At 62.8% G+C, this 23,228-nt stretch carries 21 protein-coding genes; 7 read left to right on the forward strand and 14 right to left on the reverse strand.

What is annotated here, in order from left to right; all coding sequences use genetic code 11:
* Window positions 1–163 precede the first annotated feature (163 nt).
* Window positions 164–3,697, forward strand: a complete 3,534-nt coding sequence (locus ACX9NZ_RS06620; protein ID WP_407496535.1) for an alpha-L-fucosidase — start codon at window positions 164–166, stop codon at window positions 3,695–3,697.
* Window positions 3,698–4,419: 722 nt separating this feature from the next.
* Here the strand turns inward: ACX9NZ_RS06620 and ACX9NZ_RS06625 are convergent.
* The 11 genes from ACX9NZ_RS06625 to ACX9NZ_RS06675 form a co-directional block, all read right to left on the reverse strand.
* Entirely contained in the window at window positions 4,420–6,180 is a 1,761-nt protein-coding gene (locus ACX9NZ_RS06625) for an SEC-C metal-binding domain-containing protein (protein WP_158574847.1), read from the reverse strand.
* 150 nt (window positions 6,181–6,330) lie between these two features.
* Entirely contained in the window at window positions 6,331–7,284 is a 954-nt protein-coding gene (locus ACX9NZ_RS06630) for a tRNA dihydrouridine synthase (protein ID WP_294121948.1), read from the reverse strand.
* On the reverse strand, window positions 7,285–7,689 hold the full coding sequence (locus ACX9NZ_RS06635) for an MDR/zinc-dependent alcohol dehydrogenase-like family protein (RefSeq protein WP_407496538.1): 405 nt from the start codon (window positions 7,687–7,689) through the stop codon (window positions 7,285–7,287).
* Between the two features lie 203 nt (window positions 7,690–7,892).
* Window positions 7,893–8,369 (reverse strand): GNAT family N-acetyltransferase, encoded by a 477-nt coding sequence (locus ACX9NZ_RS06640; protein ID WP_407496540.1) that lies wholly within the window; start codon window positions 8,367–8,369, stop codon window positions 7,893–7,895.
* A complete protein-coding gene (locus tag ACX9NZ_RS06645; protein ID WP_407496542.1) occupies window positions 8,366–8,638 on the reverse strand; it encodes a type II toxin -antitoxin system TacA 1-like antitoxin in 273 nt (90 codons plus the stop codon). Before ACX9NZ_RS06645 ends, ACX9NZ_RS06640 begins: the two co-directional genes overlap by 4 nt.
* 556 nt (window positions 8,639–9,194) lie before the next feature.
* Complete coding sequence (locus ACX9NZ_RS06650) at window positions 9,195–10,082, reverse strand: HD domain-containing protein (RefSeq protein ID WP_407496544.1); 888 nt, start codon at window positions 10,080–10,082, stop codon at window positions 9,195–9,197.
* 358 nt (window positions 10,083–10,440) lie between these two features.
* Window positions 10,441–10,938: a hypothetical protein gene (locus tag ACX9NZ_RS06655; protein WP_407496546.1), complete on the reverse strand. Its 498-nt coding sequence runs from the start codon at window positions 10,936–10,938 to the stop codon at window positions 10,441–10,443.
* A complete protein-coding gene (locus ACX9NZ_RS06660) occupies window positions 10,922–11,167 on the reverse strand; it encodes a PDDEXK nuclease domain-containing protein (protein WP_407496578.1) in 246 nt (81 codons plus the stop codon). Before ACX9NZ_RS06660 ends, ACX9NZ_RS06655 begins: the two co-directional genes overlap by 17 nt.
* A gap of 15 nt (window positions 11,168–11,182) precedes the next feature.
* On the reverse strand, window positions 11,183–11,773 hold the full coding sequence (locus tag ACX9NZ_RS06665; RefSeq protein ID WP_407496548.1) for a DUF1016 N-terminal domain-containing protein: 591 nt from the start codon (window positions 11,771–11,773) through the stop codon (window positions 11,183–11,185).
* Between the two features lie 139 nt (window positions 11,774–11,912).
* Entirely contained in the window at window positions 11,913–12,299 is a 387-nt protein-coding gene (locus tag ACX9NZ_RS06670) for a helix-turn-helix domain-containing protein (protein WP_407496550.1), read from the reverse strand.
* Between the two features lie 90 nt (window positions 12,300–12,389).
* The gene (locus tag ACX9NZ_RS06675; RefSeq protein WP_407496552.1) at window positions 12,390–13,079 is read right to left on the reverse strand and encodes a helix-turn-helix domain-containing protein; all 690 of its coding nucleotides are present in this window, start codon (window positions 13,077–13,079) and stop codon (window positions 12,390–12,392) included.
* 184 nt (window positions 13,080–13,263) lie between these two features.
* On the opposite strand from ACX9NZ_RS06675, the gene ACX9NZ_RS06680 reads away from it, so the two are divergent.
* Entirely contained in the window at window positions 13,264–13,707 is a 444-nt protein-coding gene (locus ACX9NZ_RS06680) for a hypothetical protein (RefSeq protein WP_407496554.1), read from the forward strand.
* A 172-nt stretch (window positions 13,708–13,879) separates the two neighbouring features.
* On the opposite strand, the gene ACX9NZ_RS06685 is transcribed toward ACX9NZ_RS06680, so the two are convergent.
* Window positions 13,880–14,533, reverse strand: coding sequence for a class I SAM-dependent methyltransferase (locus tag ACX9NZ_RS06685; protein ID WP_407496556.1), 654 nt, complete (start codon window positions 14,531–14,533; stop codon window positions 13,880–13,882).
* A 75-nt stretch (window positions 14,534–14,608) separates the two neighbouring features.
* Window positions 14,609–15,196, reverse strand: coding sequence for a TetR/AcrR family transcriptional regulator (locus tag ACX9NZ_RS06690; RefSeq protein WP_407496558.1), 588 nt, complete (start codon window positions 15,194–15,196; stop codon window positions 14,609–14,611).
* Between the two features lie 479 nt (window positions 15,197–15,675).
* Here ACX9NZ_RS06690 and ACX9NZ_RS06695 point away from each other — a divergent pair, with 479 nt between their 5' ends.
* The 5 genes from ACX9NZ_RS06695 to ACX9NZ_RS06715 all read left to right on the forward strand — a co-directional run bounded on the left by ACX9NZ_RS06695 (window position 15,676) and on the right by ACX9NZ_RS06715 (window position 21,887).
* Window positions 15,676–16,278: a hypothetical protein gene (locus ACX9NZ_RS06695; protein ID WP_407496560.1), complete on the forward strand. Its 603-nt coding sequence runs from the start codon at window positions 15,676–15,678 to the stop codon at window positions 16,276–16,278.
* Window positions 16,279–16,403: 125 nt separating this feature from the next.
* Window positions 16,404–16,682: a hypothetical protein gene (locus ACX9NZ_RS06700; protein ID WP_407496562.1), complete on the forward strand. Its 279-nt coding sequence runs from the start codon at window positions 16,404–16,406 to the stop codon at window positions 16,680–16,682.
* A 12-nt stretch (window positions 16,683–16,694) separates the two neighbouring features.
* Window positions 16,695–16,985 carry a restriction endonuclease gene (locus ACX9NZ_RS06705; RefSeq protein WP_407496564.1) on the forward strand — a complete coding sequence of 97 codons (291 nt, stop codon included), beginning with the start codon at window positions 16,695–16,697 and terminating at the stop codon, window positions 16,983–16,985.
* 549 nt (window positions 16,986–17,534) lie between these two features.
* On the forward strand, window positions 17,535–19,532 hold the full coding sequence (locus tag ACX9NZ_RS06710) for a DNA gyrase/topoisomerase IV subunit B (protein ID WP_407496566.1): 1,998 nt from the start codon (window positions 17,535–17,537) through the stop codon (window positions 19,530–19,532).
* A 114-nt stretch (window positions 19,533–19,646) separates the two neighbouring features.
* A complete protein-coding gene (locus ACX9NZ_RS06715) occupies window positions 19,647–21,887 on the forward strand; it encodes a DNA gyrase subunit A (protein ID WP_407496568.1) in 2,241 nt (746 codons plus the stop codon).
* 51 nt (window positions 21,888–21,938) lie between these two features.
* Here ACX9NZ_RS06715 and ACX9NZ_RS06720 read toward each other — a convergent pair whose 3' ends face one another.
* Window positions 21,939–23,195, reverse strand: a complete 1,257-nt coding sequence (locus ACX9NZ_RS06720; protein WP_407496570.1) for an ATP-binding protein — start codon at window positions 23,193–23,195, stop codon at window positions 21,939–21,941.
* Between the last annotated feature and the right edge of the window lie 33 nt (window positions 23,196–23,228).

Raw genomic sequence — 23,228 nt, forward strand, 5'->3', positions numbered from 1 at the left:
ACCTACCGTTCATGTTCCAAATTAATACGCCTGCCGATTCCACGAGGGGGGGGGTTGGGCACCCAGGCAAACTTGTTCCGATTGAGTGCATCCTGCACCGATCGTAGCCGGATGCACCACCAGTACCTGCCAGCACCGGCTGGCAGCACGTGATGGGAGGAATATGCAGCGTAAAAACCTCGCGCGGTTTGCCATCGTGGCCGGTTTGTGCTCATCGCTCGCACTGCCCACGGCGGTGTTCGCGGATCAATGGATCACCGATGAGAGCCTCAACGGCGTTGCCACCGCACAGCCCCAAAAGGACGACATCGTCCCCAACAAGGGTCAATACAAATACACCAAGGAGGAGCTCGCGGCGTTCTGCCACTTTGGGCCCAACACCTTCTCGGGCGTCGAGTGGGGCACCGACTACGGCACCAAGATGCCCTCGGCGGTCACCTATATGAACAACCTCGAGACCTTCGATGCCGAGGGCTACGTCAAGATGATCAAGGAGGCCGGCTTCAAGCGCCTGGTCGTCACCGCCAAGCACCATGACGGCTTCTGCATCTGGAACAGCGAGTCGACCGACTACGACATGGGCAGCACCACGAGCCGGATCGACATCCTGGCGGAGCTTTCCAAGGCGTGCTCCACATATGACCTCGACATGGGCCTGTACCTCTCCCCCTGGGATATCCATGAGCCGAGCTACGGCAACAAGGACGGAAAGCCCGACAACTACAACGACTTCTACGACGGGCAGTTGCGCGAGATCCTCGGCGATCCCAAGTACGGCAACAAAGGCAAGTTTGTCGAGGTGTGGATGGACGGCGCAAAGGGCACCGGCGCCGACGCACAGAACTACAACTTCGAGCGCTTTGCCAAAACCATCAAGGAGCTCGAGGGCGACGAGTGCGTCCTCTTCCAGTGCGGCCTGCAGTCCGAGGTCCGTTGGGTGGGCAACGAGAACGGCCTTGCCGGAGACACCGCCTGGAACCGCGTCGAGATGAACCCCAACTGGGATTCGAGCTCCGCCGAGGTCCCCTGGAACAAGAACATCCAAAACGACCCCACGGTGGGCGCGGAGGTCAGCGTTGGCTCCCCAACAGGAGGCAAGTGGATCATGCCCGAGGCGGACGCCCGCATCACCGCCGGCTGGTTCTGGCACAACAACATGAAGACTCCCAAGACCCTCACCGAGCTCAGCAACATGTACTTCAACTCGGTCGGTCACGGCGCCCCGTTGCTGCTCAACGTGCCGCCCAACGATACGGGCACGGTCGACCCCGAGATCAAGCAGCGCACGCTCGATTTTGGCGACAACGTTGAGAAGACCTTCGCCCAGGACCTCACGCGCGAGGGCGAGGGGCGTACGGCGGCGACCGCCAAGGCCAGCAGCGCCTGGGAGAACGACCCCGCGTACGGCCCCGGCAAGGTGCTCGACGGCAAGGACGAGACCTACTGGAGCGCCAAGGACGCCACGGGCACCCAGTCGCTCCTCATCGAGTTTCCCGAGGAGCGCACCTTCAACGTGGTCTCCTTTGAGGAGGCCATCCAGAACGGCCAGCACATCAAGAACTTCGCCGTCTCGTACCGCGACGCCGGCGGCCAGTGGGTGGAGTACGGCAAGGGCGGCACCGTGGGCGCCAAGCGCCTCGTGCGCGGCTCGAACGTGACCGCCAGCGCCATCAAGATCGACCTCAGCACCCTTGACGGCAAGGTCGCCCAGATCTCCGAGGTCGGCGTCTTCAAGACCACCAAAGCCTTCGAGAAGCCCATGCCCGTCCCCGAGGGCATGGAAATCCTCGACAACGCCAAGATGCAGACCAGCAGCGGGTGGAACCAGGAGAAAAACGCCAGCTTCATCGACGGCACCAGCATGTGGACCGGCCAGGCCGGCGCAACCGCGACCTTCCAGTTCGATGGCACCAAGTTCATGCTCATGGGCACGGTCGACCCCAACCATGGCCACGCCAAGATCACGATCGACGGCAAAGAGCCGATCGAGATCAACACCCGTGCCAGCAAGCGCGCCACGAGCGTCCCGCTCTTCACCTCCGACACCCTCGAGGCGGGCACCCACACCGTCAAAATCGAGGTCGTGGGCGGTGACAAGGGAGCCGTTGGCATCGACGCCGCCGCCTACCTGAACAACAACGGCGCGGGCATGATCGACTTCGACGTGACCGAGATCACCATGGACGAGAATTCCGTTTACGAGCTCGGCGTCACGCGCAGCGGCGGCTCCACCGGCAGCGCCGAGGTGGTCGTGAACTTTGAGCCCGGCTCCGCCGTTCAGGGCGACTTCGACACCGATTCCAAACACGTAGTCTTCAACGAGGGCGAGACACACAAGACCGTCCAGGTCCGCACCAAGCGCGTCGTGAGCTCCAGCACCATCGGCAACGGCCAGTTCTACGTGACCATGGCTCCGGTCTCCCCCGAGGGCCTCGTGATCGGCTCCAACGACGACGTGACGGTGACCATCATCGACCGCGAGTCCAACTACACCCTTGAGAAGCTCAAGGAGGCCATCCAGAACGCCGAGGCGGCGGCCAACGCCGGACAGTACACGGCCGAGAGCGTCCGAGTCCTCGACAAGGCGCTTGTCACCGCACACGCCGTGGTAGCCAAGGACAATCCTTCCGCCGATGCCATCTTCGAGGCCATGAAGGTCCTCCAGGCTGCACAGTCGGGTCTCGAGATCCGCAAGGCCTACTCCGAGGATGAGCCATTCGCGTTCCCGAGCATCGTTGGCACCACCTCGACCATCGAGTTCGAGCTCGGCGTGCTGCATAACGACACCACGGGTGACAACAACTGGCCCATGGCGATCAAGGATCGCGACGGCGCGAGCCTGGGCAAGCTCGTCGACTCCGTGGGCGAGAACGACACGATCGCCATTCCGTTCACCGTCGAGCGCGCAGGCACCTACAACGTCAAGCTGCGCTACATGAGCGGCTCCAGCAACAACAAGGTCGTGTGGACCGACGCCAACGCCGATGACCCCATCATCGCGAAGGGTGAGCATGCGGCCGGGCACACCAATGCGGATGCATATCAGACCGTCGACTTTACCTTCACGGTGAACAAACCCGGCACCTCCCAGCTCGTGTTCAAGGGGCCCAAGGAAAAGTCCCCACGCCTGGACAAGCTTGACATCACCCTCGCCGCGGACAGCCTCACCAGCTTTGGCGCCGTGGGCCGCGCCGGCGTGGGCGGCACCGTGACGCCCGAGGGATTTGTCGCCCTCAAGGACGGCAAGACGACCTTCACCGTGACCCCCGACGAGGGCTACCGCATCGCATCCGTCACCAAGAACGGGACGCCGGTCGATGTTGCAGGCCCCACCTCCACGACGTCCGTCGAGGTCACCGAAGTCGACACCGAGAGCGGCGATGCCGTTGTCGAGGCCGTCTTCGAGAAGATCCCCGCGCCTTCCCCCGAGCCTGAGCCGCAGCCCGACCCGCATCCGCAGCCCGACCCGCAGCCGGAACCCGAGCCGCAGCCGCAGCCCGACCCGCAGCCGGAACCCGAGCCGCAGCCGCAGCCCGACCCCAAGCCCGAGACCGGCAACAAGCCGAACAAGAAGCCCGCAGGCACGAACGGCCCGCTCCCCCAGACTGGTGACATCGCCGCTATCGCCACGCCCGTCGCCCTGAGCGCCTCCGCGCTCATTGGCGCCGCAACGGCCCTAAGAAAGAAGCGCCGCTAGTCTGTCTGCACACTCGCAGGGATGCAAAGGTGGAAGACGCACGCCGTCTTCCACCTTTTTCTTTTCGTTTTGGCGGTTGTGGTCAAAAGGGACTGTGGACGAAAAGTTGGACACCTTGACGGTGTCTGGTCTGGAGGTTCGCATGCACACCAAAGAGGAGGTCGGGCTGTTCCTGCTCGCGCGAGAGGATGGCATGTCCGTCGCCGAGGCCGCGGCGTTCGTCGGCGTCGGGGGAGGGGCCGCCAGAAGCTGGGACGCGGGGATGCTGCCGCACAGCTACACCGGCAGGCCCTGGGACTCGGGTAGAATCGGGGGCGGCGACGCCCGCACGACCCGAGGGGAGCCCGAGTGGGGAAGATCGAGATCAAGGGGCCGTACGAGCCGCCCGAGACGGGCCCGCTCGCCGAGATGACTCCCGACCAGATAGAGAAGCTGCTGCTCAGGGCGGTGTCGGACGACCTAAAAGAGGGAGGCTCGCACCCCCTTCGACCCCGATGCGGAGCAGGTGCGGGCTCGCCGGGAGATTGAGGGGGCCACCGGTCTTCCGACGTCGACGATTACCCGCTTCCTTGACATCCCCAGGAGCACCTACTACCACCACCTCTCGCGGGCACTTGGCTGGAGGACGCCCGACGAGACCGCCTTGCGCTGGGCTACGCGGTGTAGGATTGTCTAAGAAAATGTCCGCATCCCCATCCGCAATGAACGCTCTACACGTTCGTTCAGTTCCTTTGCCACGAGGCCCCAACGATGCGTCGGCGCCGCTTTCCGCAACACTCCCCATACGCCTTGCCCGAGCCACATGGGCACGGGTCTGCGTCGCTCACGCGGATCTCGCTTCCGTCCGGCGCGTAAAACACCTTGCGACCCGTCAGGCGCTCCATGTGCTCTCGTCTTGACCAGCCGTTATCATCCCACGAGGGCAGCGCCTGGTAGAAATTGATGACGAGGCGAATGAGCTTCACCGTGGAAGGCGCTTCGTGCGGATATCCATAGAGCTTCAACGCGCGCATGGCAGATCCGAGCGAGCCCGTGGCAACCACGGAGGTCATCAGGTCCTCAACCATGCGATCGGCGAAGAAATATTCGTTCTCCCCATCCGGCACGATGCCATCGAGGAAATTCCTAAGTGCTATGGCCTCCGGCAGCGAACAGGCAAAATCGAGCCATCCGTCTTTGACCAGATCGGAGCTGAGCGGACAACGCGGGGTGGCACGGTGCTCTTGGATAAGCTGGTCGATATACTCGTTGGTTTGGCTCTCAAAACGATCATAGGCAGCCTGGATGCGAGCCGCCGTCGTGTCGTTGGCGGGACGTGCGGCGAGCTGCTCGCGCAACGCATAAAAGAGCTCATCGACCGTCGCACCGCCCTCTTCCATAGCGGCGAGAAGACCGAGAAGCGCCCCGTCCCCGCACTCCTTGACCGCATCGTGCACGAGGCAGGGAACGCTCAGCACGCGATTGGCTACGTACTCGGTACCATGGCGGAAGACTAGCCCCGTGCGGCACAGACTCCAATACCTGCCTGATGCGACACCCCTGAATTCTTCGATCGAGATGGGCGTGAGCGTCATTTCCGCATACAGGCGGTACGCCTCTGCCAATTCGATCACACCGTACAAGTACGTACACGATTCAATCACTCGAACGGCCTGATCCAACGGGAATCCGATAGCTTCGAGCTCACCACAGTCCTGCGTAGGCGTGGATTCCCCCTGCCCCTGGGGTTTTACTTGGCAATCAGCCACCCCCTCTCCCTCAAGCGACTCAAGCAGCGCTACGGCCTCTTGCTCAACGAGCTCAGCGCGCTTTTCTTCGGGAAGGCCATAGAGCACGCCGCGATGGAAGCCCTCGCTGGGCTCGTCCTCGTGCTCGGCATCATTAAGCAAGTAATCGATCTTGTTTTGGAGGGCGCGCGTCTTCTCGGCGCGCGCGGTGAGTCTGAACGTCCGCGCATCCGAGATGGGAGGGCATTCCACAGACGCAGCGTACGCATTCGCTTCCTCTTTTGACAGAGGGGGCAGCCCATGCACGCGCATGGGCTCTTGCATCACGATGACATCGCCGAAAGGAAGCAAAGCGCCCTCAACGCAAACGGGAAGCACCGGAAATCCGAGCTCCAGGGTCTCCCCAAAGCCACTCACCCTGAACAAGATGCCATCGCCCACGAGCAAGGCAGTACCGTCTTGCACTTCGAGCACGATGTATATGCCAAACAGGGCATCTTTCCAGCTCCGGACCAGATTCAGCTCAGAAGCCGACAAGCGATAGACTTCCTCTTGCGCAAAGTCATCAATTACGTCGGGCGTGTGCCACAGCTCCTGCAACACGAGCAGGCATTTTTCCTCAAGTTCAGGTTCAATGGGCCAAGCTGGACTGAATACATCGAAAACCGGCACAACGCCCAAGCGTTCGTTGGCGTACGTCATGAGCTCGCGAAGGAGCCCGTAGTATTCCCTTTGTTGCGCCTCATCCATGCGCATGGTCTTCCCTTCGACGCCACATCGCGCGGACCTTTTTAATAAACGGATGTTCATTATTTTGTCCGACTTGCTATTTGATGGTGCACGTTTACCACCTCCGACGCCCTCGCTGCAACGAATCAACCCGTTTGAAGCCACCGCCGTGGGCATCTACCCCGAGAACCGGGCAACAGCGGCAAGAGACTGGGTATTGAACACCTTTTCAACCGCAACCTCATACTCATTGATCTTCCGGACCTTCCGCACCGTGCGATGCACCGCCATGGGGTCGGCAAAGGCGCACTTGGCGTAGAACCACCACTCCTTCATGCGGAAGACCGCGTTGCCGCCGATCTCGTCGACGTATGCATGGAACAGCTTGTCGTGGAACTGTCTGAGTTCGTCCGCGCTCGCAGCCAGGCCGCCGGCGAGCATGCGCGCGAGGGCCGGATTGGCGAGCAACCCGCGTCCGAGCATCACATGACGGGTCCGCGGGTGCGCTTCCGCGAGCGCATCCATGTCCCCCGTGCCAAAGATGTCGCCGTTGTAGGCCACCGGGAAGGGCGCGCGCTCGAGCGTTTTGCCATACGGCTCCCAGCGAGGTTTGCCCTGGTAGCGGTCCTTCTGCACACGCGGATGCACGATGAGTTCCGCGAGCGGCAGGGTGCAATACAGCTCGAGGATGCGCCCGTACTCGGAGTCGTCCTCGAGTCCAAGGCGCGTCTTGACCGAGACGGGCAGGGCCGAGCGCTCGCACACGTCGCGCAGGAACGCCTCGAGCGCGTCCGGGTCGCGCAGGAAGCCGGAGCCCTTGCCCTTGGAGACGACCGTGCCGGACGGGCAACCGAGGTTGAGGTTAACCTCGCCATACCCCAGCTCGGCCAGCTCGCGTGCGGCCCACACAAACTCGTCGGCGTTCTTGGTGAGCAGCTGCGGGACGACGTTCAGGCCCTGGTTGTTGACCGGGTCGATCTCCTTGAGGTTCTTGCCGCCGAAGGGGGACCCCACGCGCGGCGGTGGGAGGAAGGGCGTGTAGTAGCGGTCGAGCGCGCCGAAGCACTCAGCGTGCACGCGGCGGAATGTGTGCCCCGTGATCCCCTCCATGGGGGCGAGTGAGTACAGCATCTATCGATCCTCCCAGGGCGTGATGACCAGCTTGAGGCAGCCGTCCTCGTGCGCCTCGAACGCGCGGTACGCCTCCACGATGTCGTTGAGCGGGTAGCGGCCGGAAATGAGGCAGCCCGTGTCGATGCGGCCCTCCTGCACCAGGCGCATGGTCTCGCGCAAGTTGCAGGCGTCGACGCCGCCGGTCTTGAAGACGAGGTTCTTGCCGTACATCTCGTGCAGCGGCAGGGTCTGGGCGCCCTTGGGCGTGGCACGTGGAACGGCGCCGTGGATGATGTGCGGGTCACTCGTGCAGACGGTCGAGCACGTGACGCGAATGATGGCGTCGTGCGGCGATTGCAGCTGCGGCTCGGGGCGATCCTCGAGTGCGATATGTCCGCTGCCGTCGTGTACCAGGGCTTTCATGGGGATCTCCTTATCGCTTGTTCGCCCGCAATGATACGCGATTCGGGAGACTCGTGACATGCCGCCGGCAACGTCCGCCTGCAGGTTTCGTCCTTAAAAATGTTGGACTCCACATTTTTAAGGACGAAAGACCCATCTGCCAGCTTTGGGCAAGGCTACCGCGGTCTAGCGTGCAATAGCTATTGCACAATTCGATGTGCAACTTACAGCCTGATAGCCATCCGGCCCGAATCTCCTATGGGGCTGAAACCAAAACGGACATAGAACGCCGCGGCCGTATCGTCTGCGGGATCAACCACAAGCGCCCGCGCGCCGGCAATCGCCGCCACCTTGGAGGCGTTGATGATCGCATCGCGCAGAAGGGCGGCGCCGAGACCCATCCCCTTGAAGTCGTCGTCCACGCCCAGCATCCCCAGAAGCACGGCGGGGACCCGGGAGGGGGCGTTGCGGGCGAGCCATCCCCCGCCGATGTCGGACCGCACAACAGAATGCGTGCTCAGCGTATAGAAGCCCGCCACGCGCCCGGCGCAGCGCGACACGTAAACCACAGCCGTGCCCCGAGCGCGGGCGGTTGCGGCATGGCGCGCAGCCCATTCGTCAACGATTTCGACGCCGCAATGGAAACCCTCTATGCCCTCCCCCGCCGCAAGCTGGACGGGCCGGGAAAACCCAGCCGTCACACCCAGATCTCCTCACGGGCAAGGAGCTCGCGAGTCGACTCCGGCAGCGGAGCGTCGAGCATCGAGCAAAACTCTTCAAACGCGGGCCCCGCGAGCCGGGTCAGGCGTGCAGCCTCTATATCTGCCGCCGCCGCCTCATCGAGCTTGGAGGTCGACCACTGCGTGAGCGTCTGACCCTTGAGCGCCGCCGCCTCCTCATAACTGGCTCGTTGGGAGCCAGTTAGCCTCAGGTCCATCCTGCAAGGCTTTTCCAAAACAAGCGTTGCCATGTCATCCTCCTCTTGAAGCCCACCATTCGTACGGAACTACTACGTACAAGTATAGTGTCACGAATCAAGTTCGTCCAGGTGCCGCCGCGGCGCTAACGCTCCTCTCCAGCTATCTGCACTTCAGCCTGTCCGCCGACTACGGCGCCTCGACGCGCGGCGCTTCCCGGTCGTCCACAACGAAAGGAGCCACAGGTCAATCCTGAGCGATAACGCGCCGAACGAGTTTTGCAGTAGCTATTGCACAATTGATCATGCCGAGGGCTTGAGCCACCAATCCACATCCACGCTGCATCCAACGTCTATCGGCTCGGGATGGAGATCCGGCATGGAGCTTGCCGCGCCGTTCGGGGTCGCAGAAGCGTCGGCACAAGCCACGCCCCAGAAACAGGAATCCCCGCTATTTCGCCGAGTCATGCCTGCAAACAGATGTTTTCGAGCACCATTGCAGGCGCACGGCGATGAGATCGAATTCGATGTAGATCCCGCCATCGAACTTGGGAGCATCGTCCTTGCGGTTCAAGCTCTTGCAATCAGGCGCGAACGAGGGCGCGCTTCGTCACAGTCTCGCCATGCGCGCGAGCGCGTGCACGGTCATGTCGCTCTTAACGGCGCTCCCATCCGGAAACGCCATAGCCGGCGCCTCCCCTTCCCATTGTTCCCGCATTTCCCGGTAATCCTCGATTGCCATGTCGATGATCTCCTCAGGAGTTCCGTCCATGAGGCCACGGTCTTCCGGCCACGCGTCGAGGAGTTTTCTCGCGAGAGATTCGCGCTCACTCGGACAAAGTTCGATGTCGAACGTCGCCTCCAGCACAAGATCGATGATTCGCGCGACCTCCGAGATGGGCGTCTCGGGCGAGACGCACGCCGCCAGAATGAGCGCCTCAAACGAGTACTCGTCAATCGGCGCGCCGCCCTCGCCCCCACATAGCTCCATGGGGTCGGCCTCGTAGAGAACGCGTTCCGCCACCGCCGAGCGGTGCTCCAGCATGAGGCTGAACTGCTCGCCCTCGTCCAGCACATCGAGGGCGACGCGGTAGCGCTCGCGCCTTCGAGAGAGCTTCGCCTCGTCGATGTGCCCGCAGCCCTCAAACCGCGTCTCGTCCAGGTTATGCATGAGGTCGGCGCGCTTGACCGTGCGTGCGACCGGATCGACGACAAGGGCGTCTATGTAATCGCGGTAAGGCACGGCGGGGTCGTGCGTGAGCAGCCGCAGCGGCTCGGTGACCTCCGGCGGAAACTCGCGCTCCAGCTCTTCGAGCGTGATGGGCGTGTCTTCCACCGCATCGTGCAGCAGGGCCACGCAGGTCGTGACCTCGTCAGGCATCTGCTCCGCGAGATGATACGGGTGGAACACGTAGGGCGCGCCGCACTTGTCGACCTGCCCCGCGTGCGCTTCGTAGGCAATTTGCATGGCGCGGTTGGTAAGCGCTGTGTAGATCATGAGCGGCCCCTTTCTCGTTGTACGCATTATCTCACGGAAAATGCCAGGCCATCCGTGCGGCTACAGCCAGCAAGGAAGACGAGTAAGATCTTGAGAGTCTTCATCAGTTGCTTCACGCAACAGATCTTCTCGAGAGCTCACCGACGAGCCCAGAGGTATCGCCCCCTGCAATCCCAGTTCTCGAATTCGTGGGCGCAAGGCGCAGCAAGACCATCGCTGTCGATGAGAGCCGCCCTTGATCCGGACATTATCGGAACGTGTCCTGATAAATTGAGACATGTCCTGATTCTGTCCTATGGTGGCGCCGCCAGAATCCCCTTCTTGTTGAGCGTGCCCTGTCGGAGTGGCTCGGCGCCATCTATTTCTTCGACTTCGAGCAGGTGCAGCCGAAGCCGACGTCGCCCACGCGCTCCACCGTCTGCCTGCCGCAGCTCACGCAGCGGACAACAAAGAGCTGCTCCCCAGGACGCGCCCCCTGGAGCAGCTCGACGAGCCCGTAACCGTTCTTGCGGGCCAATGCGCGGGCCTCGGCCTCGCTCATGTCGACGGGAGCCTCCCCCGTGCCCGCCGCTACGAGATGCTGCTTCGCCTCGACAAGGCTCATGCCGTTTGTGTAATGGATATCCTCCTCGCCGCGATACCATTCGCGCCAGTAGCACGCACGGCAGACCTTCTCGCCAATCGCGTTCTTGTCCAAGATGTAGGCGAGGCGGTAATCCGCCTGCGTGCCGCACGCCAGGCACGCGGTGCGCAGCCACTCGGTCTTGCGATAGCTGCAACGCGGGCTGTGCTCCTGATCGAGGCGCAGGCCGGCTTTTGCCAGCAGGGCATCGAGCTCTTCATTCGTCAGCTTCATACGACCTCCAAGCACGTTGTGGCGTCTTTGATTGTAGCGCGGCGCAGGGCGGACCAGGCGACCGCTCCGGCCAGGAATGCCTGCTCAGCGCCGAAAGGAGAGATGCGACGACAATATAAGAATGCAGCATTACATTGTAGAACAGCAGGTCGATATAGAAATCCTCACCGCCCACCGCAAGGTGATACTGCCTGCCCACGAAAGCGAACCCCGTCCCCAACTCTAGCAGGGTCTTGGTGACGTTCTAGACCATCTGCTGTTCAATCTCATGCTCCTGGTGGCCCTGCCTGGTGGTGATGAAGTCAAACACGTACGGGTCTTTGAGCGCCTGCTGGGCGAGTTCGCTCTCCGGCGCGGGCAGGGTACGAGAGAAGTTGGTCACCTTGCCGGCAAGCCTCTGGCGCTCGTAGAGCTGCAGGTCAATCTGGTGGTCAAGAACCGCACGCGACCAGCCATTTTCGATAGTCACGTTCAGGTACCACAATCGCTCTTCCCCAAGCCTGGTCTTGTCGAGGAGCAGTATCATATGGCCCCATGGAATTGTGCAGCAACTGCTGCGCAATTCTGAACCCACCTCACGTGCGAACTTCGCCATGTACTTGAGGCTGCGAACCGAAAAACCCTTAATGCCCGGAAATGCAGCTCTAATGTCCTTCGAAAGAGTCTCAATGTATTTGTTGCCCCACTCCGAACGCGCCACAAGCTCGTTGCCTATGAGCCAGTACATGCGAATCATCTCTGCAGAAGCCTTCTGCGCCGCATTCGACCGCGCGGAAGAGATAATCTTGACCACATGGCCGAGAGACTCTTTGTATTCACCCGTGTTCAGTAGCATGGCGCCCACTCCAGCTCAACAAGTCGCACATCGATCGCTGCGTAATTAGCCACCTCATTTTAGAAACATAGCTCCCGGAAAACCCGCACAGACCGCCGAGCTTCAATTTGAAGCTGCGCCTCAATGGCCTTGGCCACACCTACCACCTCCAATCCTGGGAGGCGTCCGCGTCCTCGCGGAACTCGAGGAAGCGCAGGTAGTCGTCGTGCATCTCGCGGCCGGTGCGCGAGAGGGCCTCGACGCGCCCCTGAATCGAGTCGCCGCCGGCGGCGTCGATGTCCTCGCGGCCGACGACGAGGTCGATGGAGCAGCCGAGCGCGTCGGCTATCGCCCAGGCGCTGGGCAGCGGGATGCCGCACTCGGGTCCGTCGCCCGCGCGCTCGTAGCGGGCGTAGGTGGACATGGGGATGCCCACGCGCTCGGCGAAGTCCTTGGCGGAGCGGAAACCCGCCTCGCGGCGCATGCGCTGGAGCGTCCGCTTGCCCTTGCTCACGTTGGGTTTGGGTAGGTTCGTGCGTGATGACATATAATGTCACCGTCCTCTCTGGATGCCTCTGGATTGGACCGGGCCCCGTAGGAGTTGCCGCTCCCGCGGGGTCACTCTCGTTTTTTCGCGCTACTTGCCGCCCGCACCCCCTCTCCCGGCGCGCGCGGTGCTGTCGAAGCTAATGAACATGCGGTCGAAAACATCGGTGCGGGAATCGTACACCACGCGCGACAGGTCGACCCAGTGGATGCGATCATAGGCGTCCATGATCTTGGCGATCACCGCTTCGTCGCGGATGCGTTCGAACTCGGTGCCGGACTCGCCGCGCTTCTCCTCGGCCATGAGCGTAATGAAGGCCTCGAAGCCGCCGCGGCGCTTCTCGGGGTCCCCTTCGTTTGCGAGCTCGCCGAAGGGGGCGTCTTCGTTGAGGGAGTTGATGTAAAGGGTCTCATAGGTCGTGGCAAGTGCTTCGAAGCGCCGGCGCTCCGCCTCCTCGGCCCGGGCGCGCTCGTCGGCGTCGGAATGCGCGAGGAACGCGAGGTACTTGTCTAGGGCGACCCTGGAGTCGGGCGAAAGGTTGTCGTAGGCGCGCTGCACCTCGCCGCGAGCGTCTCCCACCTCGATGCGCTCGCGGCCGACGATGGCGTCGATGGAGCAGTCGAAGACGTCGGCGAGCCTCCACGCCTTGTCGAGGGGGATCTTATCCGGGCTGCTCTCGTAGCGGGCGTAGGTAGACTCGGGTATGTCCATGGCGCGCGCGAACTCGGGCGCGGTCCGGTAACCGACTTGCTTGCGGAGCTCTTGAAGGGTGCTGGCCACGGCGCGGCTCCTTCCTTTCGCCAATGAATGCCTGAGTAGTTTAGAGTAATTTAGCATAATCTGAACTTCTATATCAGCAGATGATATTTAGTTCGATGTACTACAGACTCATTTAGCATAATTCGATATTTACTATAGAAGCCGCACGAACACCAGAAGCACAATCTACGAGTTCGCACCGGCGATGCGCACCGAGGACCAGGCGCGGGCGTTCAGGGTCGCACTGCGGACGCTTGGCGACCTGTGCGACTTCGACATCAACCACTTCGACCTGGAGAACGTCGGCTACGCAAAGACCGCCGCGGAGATCTCTGCCGACAACTCGACCCTCATGCGCAACATCCGCAGGCACGAGCACGCGCTGGAGGGTGCGATCGCGGGCATATGCCGGGCGCTGCTGGCGACGGAGCGCAGGCTCGGGGTGGAACTGCCCGACGAGGGACTAATGCGTGTGACGCTCGACGACATCATCATCACGGACACGGCGGCGGAGAAGCGCCAGGGCATGGACGAGGTCGCGGCGGGCCTCCTGGAGCCGTGGGAGTACCGGGCCAAGTGGCGCAGCGAGGACGAGGCGACCGCAAGGGCAGCCGCACGGCCAGGTCCATCCGCCGCCGGGCCGGGGTGACACCACTGCCGGCAGCGGACAAGCGAGACTGCGGACAACCTTCGATGGGCAGCGGGCGGCGGTGGCTGCGCCCCGGGTGGCGACGGATGGCTCGACGTCCTTCTCGTCCCCCTCGTTAGTCACCGCCCATATTGATGGATCTGTTGTCGGAAGGGGTTGGGGACGGTCCGCCTCAGGTACCCTTGCGCGCGACGGCGACGCAGGCGGTCGAGCCCGCGCGACGCCAGGACACGTCGCTGAACCAGATGCCGAGGATGCGGCGCATCTCGGCCTCGGAGTAGATGCGGACGTCCCCCTCGCGCGAATGCGGCATCCATGCGTTCATAATCGCGCGGGCGGGCGCCGGCTGCCACGCGTCGCCGACGACGAGCGTGCCGCCGGGCGCGAGCACGCGCCACGCCTGGAAGGCCGCGCGCTCGGGGTCCGGGTAGTGGTGGAAGGAGTCGTTGCACCAGGCGGCGTCGAACGAGCCGTCGTGGAAGGGCAGGCGCTCGGCGTCGCAGAGGAGGACCTCGGCCCGCCCGCCCAGGCGCTCCCTCGTGGCCTCGACCATCCTCGGCGACAGGTCCACGCAGCCGAGGCACGCGCCCGGGATCTCGCCGAGCACCAGCTCGGCGAGGGCGCCCGTGCCGCAGCCCAGGTCGAGCAGGCGCGGCGCTGGGCTGCTCGCCACGGCGCGCGCCACCTCCGCGAGCACGTGCGGGTAGAGCCGGCGCGCGTGATCGCCTTGCACGCTCTCGTCGTAGGTCGGCGCCTGAGCGTCGAAGGCCTCGCGGGAGCGCGAGCGCAGCAGTTCGGCGCGCTCCTCGTCCGTCCTGTTGTCCATCTGCTGTCCTTTCTGTTGAGCATTGTTCAATACAATCGGCCGAAAAGAGCCCCGGCCTCGGCCGGGGCGGGATCCCTAGTCGGCGGCGCCCCCCGAGCGGAACTCGGCGAGCAGTGCGCGGAGGTAGCGGCGGGCGGCGGCGGTCGCGGCGCCGTCCGGCATGCCCGGGCCCGAGGCGAGGCCCACCGCGCCGTAGGTCATGATCGCGGCGAGCTCGTCGGCGTAGGGCGCAGCCGCGCCGCGCGAGGCGGCATCGGCCTCGAGCGCGGCGCGCAGGTGTGGCCGCACCGCCTCGCACATGGCGAGCGAGAGCCTGTCGTGGAGCGTCCCGTTTCCCTCGGTGTGGAAGAAGGCGGCGTAGGGGTAGCCGCCGGCCGCGCCGAGATCGAGCGCGCGCCCGAGCCTCTCGTCCAGCGGGAGGTCCCCCTCGTCCAGCACCGCGTTAATCCCCTCGGCGCAGCGGCGGGCGTAGTCCCCGATGGCCTCGGCGAACATCCTCTCCTTGGAATCGAAGTAGTGGTAGGCGAGCCCCGGCGCCACGCCCGCGGCGCGCGCGACGGCGCGCACGGACACGTTGTCGTAGCCCTCCTCGGCGAAGAGCCTCATCGCGCACGCCAGCAGCTCGCGCCGACGCTCCTCGGGGCCCATCACGGTTCTGGTCACGGCCGCCACCTCCTCGTGACGGATGGTACACCTCGATTGAACATTGGTCAACGGTGGAGAGTGCAGTGGGTCGCCGCCAGTCAGCCCCCCCCCACACCCCACCACCGCCCGCGAACGAGTACGAGAGAGCAGCACCCCGTCTGCCGTAGCGGAGTGCGCGCCGCCGCGAGGAACCGACCCGCCCTGCGCACGTCGGACTCCCAACAGGCCATGCCCAGAGCGCAGATTGTGTATGCGCAGCGCCGCGAGAGACAGACAGCGCAGCCTGCGTGTGCGACCGCCGCGAAGGGCAGACGGCGCAGCCGGCTGAACTGAGCCGGAAGCGACACGCAGGCGGAGCCGGCTGGCCCGAGCCGCGAAGCAATACACAGCCGGAGCGGCGGGCATGGCCGTGGATGGCGCTTCCATGCACAGAGAAGATCCTTGAGCTGCCCCTTGAAGAGCACAACTACGACGGCAAGCGTAGGGAGCTCGGCGCTTTGGGTAGCCTCCCTGATGACATACCGCAGCTCGCAGGATTGAGCTTTCCTTTCGATGTGGAAGTGATCGATGAAGCCAAGGTGCTGCTCAAGACGCGTTACACAAGGGATGATTTTGCCGTCGATTTCATCAGGAGCGTGACATCCAAGCGTCGTTTCGTTGAAGCGGGACTCAAACTTTTGGATGGAGACGAGTGCCCTTTCTGTGGGACACCCTTTAATTCCGATGCCCAAAAGCTCATAGAATCCTACGAGGCGTATGCGCAGGGGCAGGAGGCGAAAACCGTCGCCGCACTAGAGCCCTGCATCCAAGCCCTTGACTCGCTACACACTTCCTACGGAGCGTTTGTGGAAAGCTACCAAGGAAGGTCAAGCTGGCTTGCACGGCTCAAGCCGGCCTTTCCCGCGCTCGAAGCAGGCGAGCTACCGTCCATTCCATCTACCGCCGAGCCCAATGCGGCAGCAGATTCCGCTGTCGGTGCATTACGCGACAAGATTGCCGATATCTCAGCCGTACAGGACTGCCGGGATGTTGCATTGCTACGCAATCAGCTGCAAGATACACAGGCGTTTTCCAGGGCAGCCCATCTCGCTTGGGATTGATTTTGATTTAGACGGCGCAAGAAGTCCGAACAACCAATAATCCGTCTTTTGTGACACCGATTGATGGTGCCCGTACGTACAAGGTGCGGGCTTTTTATTTGCCCCCCTTATTGAAAGGACGGGTCATGAATGGCTTGCAGGACGAGACGAAGCAGGGCGACGAACAGCGCATAGGGCTCGAGCTTCAGCTCGCGGGCGTCCGCAACGTCAAGGCGGCCCACGCCCCCCCCGACCACGACAACGACATCGAGAAGCTGAAGGCTGCGGAGCCGTGGCTGTTCGGCGAGGGCGCCCTCGCGCCCGCCCAGTCGGGCGCCACGGGCCTGCCGAACGCGGGCGCGGCCACGGTCGAGGGCGCAACGATGAAGCGTTGGCGCGAGATCGCCGGGCTGGGCGAGAAGTAAGGAGCCAAAGACATGGCCAACAGCATCGCATTCGCGAAGAACTACATGGGAATCATCGACGAGGTCTACAAGCGCGCCTCCGTCTCGGGCTGCCTGACCTCCAGCGCGCGCATGGTGCGTGCGGGCGATCGCGGGCTCTGCGTCTCCACCGTGGGCTTCACCAAGGAGGCCCGTTACGAGGCCGACCGCGCCAACGTACCCGTGCGCCTGCTCGACCTCGACGCCTTCATTCGCCATTACGTCGAGACCTACGATAAGACCGACGACGAGACCCGCAGCATCCTCTCACTCACCCGCATCTAGCGGCCAAGCAGGATGGCAATATAGAATCCTCGCCAATATACGCGTATCTCCGCCATTTCCAACATGTTTGACGAGGATATCTGAAGCACAGTGGACCAGCAACGTGGACTCACGCCACGATTTCACGGTCGCAAAAAGCACGTGCGTCGCCCCCTGAAAAAGAAGTTGAGGTTTTTCGTACTCGATTCCGGTTTTGCCAAGTAGAGAGCAAACCCACGCATACAAAACCCCAGATAAGGGAATTGAAGTGAGGCTGTATACTCGGCCAATTCAAAAACTAATACGAAAAACCTCAACTTCATAGCTTCGGGGAGTCAACTCGGGTCAACCAGCACTGGCTCATGCGGTAAACAGGGTTTCCAGAGGCGAATTCCAGCTCGCTCACCGCGCCGACAGCCCCGCCCCGGGGGCCGTTGCGGCATTCCTTCGCCATACGAACTCCTGTTCGATGGATTTAGCTTGGACGCCACCGCATACGACCCGCGCTATGTTACGGTATTCATTTACATGGCTACAAAGACGCACAAGGGACCCACCGAGAGAGCGAGCATGGCAAAGAACACCGCAAACTATGGCAACGACAGCATCCGTCAGCTCAAGGACGAGGAGCGCGTACGCCTGCGCCCCGCCGTCATCTTCGGCTCGGACGGGCTCGACGGCTGCGCACACGCCGCCTTCGAGATCCTGTCCAACGCCGTCGACGAGGCGCGCCAGGGCTACGGCAAGCTCATCACCCTCACCGCATTCCGCGACGGCTCCATCCAGGTCGAGGACAACGGCCGCGGCTGCCCGCTCGACTGGAACCCCTCCGAGAAGCGCTTTAACTGGGAGCTCGTCTTCTGCGAGCTCTACGCCGGCGGCAAGTACAGCAACAACGAGGGTGGCGACTACGACTTCTCGCTCGGCACCAATGGCCTGGGCTCCTGCGCGACCCAGTACGCCTCCGAGTACATGGACGTCACGGTCTGGCGCGACGGCAACAAGTACTCCCTCCACTTCAAGAAGGGCAAGGTCGTGGGCGCCAAGAAGAAGGCGCTCGAGATCGAGCCCGCCGATGGCGACCGCACCGGCACCACCATCAAGTGGCGCCCGGACCTGGAGGTCTTCACCTCAATCAGCATCCCCCACGAGTGGTATCGCGAGACCATGCGCCGCCAGGCCGTGGTCAACGCCAACGTGACCTTCCGCCTGCGCATCGAGGGCGATGATGGCGAGTTCATCGAAGAGGACTTCTGCTACCCCAAGGGCATTGAGGACTACGTGCTCGAGAAGGTGGGCGCCGACTACCTGACCGAACCCTTCTTCATCGAGGCGGAGCGCCGCGGCCGCGACCGCGAGGACCTGCCCGATTACAACGTCAAGATCACGGCCTGCCTGTGCTTCTCGCGCACCTTCCAGATGCAGGAGTACTACCACAACTCCTCGTGGCTCGAAAACGGCGGCTCGCCCGAAAAGGCTGCCCGCAGCGCCCTGACCAGCGCGATCGACGCCTACATCAAGCAACAGGGCAAGTACAACAAAAACGAGAGCTCCATCAAGTGGCAGGACGTCCAGGACTGCCTGGTGCTGGTGACCAACTGCTTCTCCACCCAGACCTCGTACGAGAACCAGACCAAGAAGGCCATCAACAACCGCTTCATCCAGCAGGCCATGACGGCGTTCCTCAAGGAGCGCCTGGCGACCTACCTGATCGAGAACAAAGACGCCGCCAACAAGATCATGGAGCAGGTGCTCATCAACAAGCGCTCGCGCGAGAACGCCGAGAAGACCCGTCAGAGCATCAAGACCAACCTACAGCAGAAGACCGACATGGCCAACCGCGTGCAGAAGTTCATCGACTGCCGCTCCAAGGACAAGACCCGCCGCGAGGTCTACATCGTAGAGGGCGACTCGGCGGCGGGCGCCATCCGCACCTCGCGCGATGCCGAGTTCCAGGGCGTCATGCCCGTCCGCGGCAAGATTCTCAACTGTTTGAAGGAGGACTACCCGCGCATCTTCAAGTCCGACGTCATCATGGACCTCATGCGCGTGCTGGGCTGCGGCGTTGAGATCAAGGACAAGCGCATCAAAAACCTGGGCGCCTTCGACCTGGACAACCTCAACTGGAGCAAGGTCATCATCTGTACGGACGCCGACGTGGACGGCTACCACATCCGCACGCTCATCCTGACGATGCTCTACCGCCTGGTGCCCACGCTCATCGACGAGGGCTACGTCTACATCGCCGAATCGCCGCTGTATGAGATCAACTGCAAGGAGAAGACCTACTTCGCCTACACCGAGCTCGAGAAGAACGCCATCCTGGCCGAGATCGGCGACCAGAAATGCTCCATCAACCGCTCCAAGGGTCTTGGCGAGAACGACCCCGACATGATGTGGCTCACCACCATGAACCCCGAGACGCGCCGCCTGATCAAGGTGGAGCCCGAGGACGTGGCCAAGATGGAATCCATGTTCAACCTGCTGCTGGGCAACGACGAGGCCGGCCGCAAGCGCCATATCGCCGAGCACGGCAAGGAGTATCTCGACCAGCTGGACCTGCAGTAAGGACGGGCGGCCAGGACGAGCGGCGTCAGCCCGCGACAAGCCCCGCGCCCGCCATCCGGCGGCCCCGCACGCGCTACAGCACAACGGCCCTAAAGGAAGCATCAAGAGGACATCGTGGCAAAGAAGAAAACCAACACCCCAAGCAAGAAGAAGCAGGTCAACACCGATAACGTCATCGGCCTGCACTCGGAGGTCACGGCGCAGCCCATCACGGAGACGCTCGAGACCAACTACATGCCGTATGCCATGAGCACCAACGTCTCGCGCGCGTTCCCCGAGATCGACGGCTTCAAGCCCTCGCACCGCAAGCTGCTGTACACCATGTACAAGATGGGCTTGCTCAAGGGCGAGCGCCAGAAGAGCGCCAACATCGTGGGCCAGACCATGAAGCTCAACCCGCACGGCGACGCCGCCATCTACGAGACGATGGTGCGCCTCGCCACGGGCAACGAGGCGCTGCTCGCGCCGTTCGTGGAGTCCAAGGGCAACTTCGGCAAGTACTACTCGGGCGACTTGACCTACGCCGCCTCGCGTTACACCGAGGCCAAGCTCTCCCCCATCTGCGCCGAGATCTTCAAGGACATCGACAAGGACCCGGTCGACTTCGTCGACAGCTACGACGGCGCCATGAAGGAGCCGCGCCTGCTGCCCACCACGTTCCCCAACATCCTTGTCTCGGCCAACAAGGGCATCGGCGTGGCCATGGCATCCGACATCTGCGGCTTCAACCTCAACGAGGTGTGCACCGCCACCATGCACTTCCTCGAGGACCCCAGCTGCGACCTGCTCGAGTACATGCCCATGCCCGATTTCTCCACCGGCGGCGAGATCATCTACCGCCGCGAGGAGATGGAGCGCATCATCGAGACGGGCCTGGGCAGCTTCCAGATCCGCTCGCGCTGGCGCTGGGTCCCCGAAGAGCGCATCATCGAGGTCTACGAGATCCCCTACACCACCAAAACCGACGTGATCATCGACCGTATCGTCAAGCTCTCCAAGGAGGGCAAGGTGCGTGAGATTGCCGACATCCGCGACGAGACCGACCTCTCCGGCCTGCGCATCGCCATCGACCTCAAGCGCGGCGTGGACCCCGAGAAGCTCATGGCCAAGCTCTACCGCACCACCACGCTGCAGGACTCGTTCTCCTGCAACTTCAACGTCCTGGTGGACGGCTACCCCCGCGTTATGGGCGTACGCCAGATCCTGCATGAGTGGGTTGCGTGGCGCATCCAGTCCACGCGCCGCCGCGTGAGCTTCGATTTGGGCAAGAAGTCCGAGCGCCTGCACCTGCTGCACGGCCTCGAGGCCATCCTGCTCGATATCGACAAGGCCATCGCCATCATCCGCGGTACCAAACTCGAGGCCGAGGTCGTCCCCAACCTGATGAGCGGCTTCGACATCGACGAGACCCAGGCGGAGTTCGTCGCCGAGCTCAAGCTGCGCAACATCAACGAGGAGTACATCCTCAACCGCACCAAGGACATCGCGAAACTCGAGGGTGAGATCGCCGCGCTCGAGGAGATTCTCTCGAGCGAGGAGAATATCAAGAAGGTCATTCGCGACGAACTGGCCGCGGTCAACAAGAAGTACGTCATGCCGCGCCGCACGGGCCGCATCGAGCCGTCCGACGTCATCGAGGTGAGCCTGGAGCCCGAGGTCGAGGAGTACCCGGTCACCATCATGCTCTCGCGCGAGGGTTACCTCAAGAAGATGACGGACCGCGTTCTACGGAAGGCCGCGGAGCTCAAGTACAAGGACGGCGACGAGCCCTTCATCGAGTTCCCGTCCGCCAACACGCACGAGCTGCTGGTCTTCACCAACAAGAGCCAGGTGTATAAGTGCAAGGTCGCGGCGTTCGAGGACACCAAGTCCGCGCAGCTGGGGTCGTATCTGGCCACGGACCTCGAGATGGACCCCGACGAGAGCGTGATCTGGGTCATCGACCCCGAGGACTACAAGGCCGACGTGCTGTTCGTCTTTGAGAACGGGCGCGCGGTGCGCGTGTCGCTGGCCGGGTACGTCACCAAGACCAACCGCAAGCGCCTCAAGAACGCCATCTACGGCGGGTCCAAGCTGCTGTACGCCCAGGTGCTCAAGGAGGATCGCGACATCGCTCTGGTCTCGAGCGACTACCGTCTGATGAACTTCAACACTTCGCTACTCAAGACCAAGACGACCACCAGCACGCAGGGCGTCCAGGCGTTCACCGCCAAGAAGGGTCGCGCCATCACTACCGTGAGCACGGTCGAGGAGGTGCTGGGCGCCGGCGTCTCCGCGAAGAAGTTCACCGCTCAGAGCCTTCCTTGTGCCGGAGCTCTCATGAAGGAAGACGACATGCCGAGCTTGTTCGACTAGGGGCGACGCTGGGCATGAAATGCTTGCGGCGCACGGGCGCACGGGAATACGCTACACCCTGCGGTACCGCGTCCCCCTGCCAGCGCCCTCCCTCGTAACGAGGCCGCGCGACGCGAGGGCGTTCAGAATGCGTGTGGTCTTGTCTTTGCTGAAGCCGCTCCGGAGACCGATCTCCGCGCGGGTCATCAGGATACTCCGGCTCATTTCGTCCATGAGCTTGCGCTCATCAAGGGTCACCCCCTCAGGTCGCGCTGCCTCGAAGGGCAAGGTCACCGCGATGGAGTTCTCGCGGATGTCGAAGGCGGGCTTAACCGCCAGTTCTTCATACGCCTCGTTGATGCGCGCGATGCCTGTCCCAAACTGCTCGATGTAATCGAGTCGGAAGAATATGTTGGCCACGACGGGATTCCTCGGGATCGAGACGCCACCCCCTAGATACTCCTCCTCGGTCACGCCGCTGGGGAGGCCGCCCGGCGAAACAACGGTAACCCGGTCGTCGTAGATTGAGACGGTGACGTTGGCAGGGACATCCCATACGCGATGGACGAGCGCGTTCGCCACCGTCTCTCGAAACGCCTCGAACGGGACGCGCTCCACCCTTTCCCTGGCAGCGCTCGAAACCGTCTCGTACACGAGGTAACGCTCGTACATCTCAAGTGCCGCGTCGTATTGCTCGAGAGCCGAGCGGCCCTCGACGGCCTTGCGGTCGAGCAGCTCGCTAATGCCCGAGCCGAACTTCACGGCATCAATGCCCGGGAGGCCGTTGTCATCGGCGAGGATCTCCCCGGCAATGGTGTACGCCCCGTCTATCCCGAGGAGCCCGAGAGTCCGAAGGGAGTTGTCATCGAAGGCGGTCAGCCCGAGATGCCTCATGAAGCGCTCCGCCAAAAGCGAGAACGACAAATCGGTGCGGGAGGACCGGAGTTCGTCAAAGCTGAGGTTCTGCCCCGAGAGGACCAGCCTGCCGAGCTCGATTCTATCAACCTCGATAGTCGCTGAATCCGCCCTTCGGTAGGCCCTCCGGTTGCAGTAGTACGGCTTCGACTTCCCCTCGTTCACGGTTAGGCAGATGGCCTTGTTGGCCTCATCGATGTTGATGGTGTAGCGCGGAACGGGGTCGAGCGAGTCGTTGATCATGTTCTCGATTCGAAGCGCATCCGCCGACGGATCTGCGAGGCCGACCGTCGCACCCGAGTCGTCAACCCCAAACAAGATGCGACCTGTGCCGTAGTTTGCGAAGGCGCTTACGGTCTTGAGGAACGTCTTGGTGACCGATTCTTTGAATTCAAGGGTCCTGGTTTCTCGCATGGGCTCTCCCCTTCGCCTGAATGATAATGCATC

Source organism: Collinsella sp. BM28 (assembly GCF_054551995.1).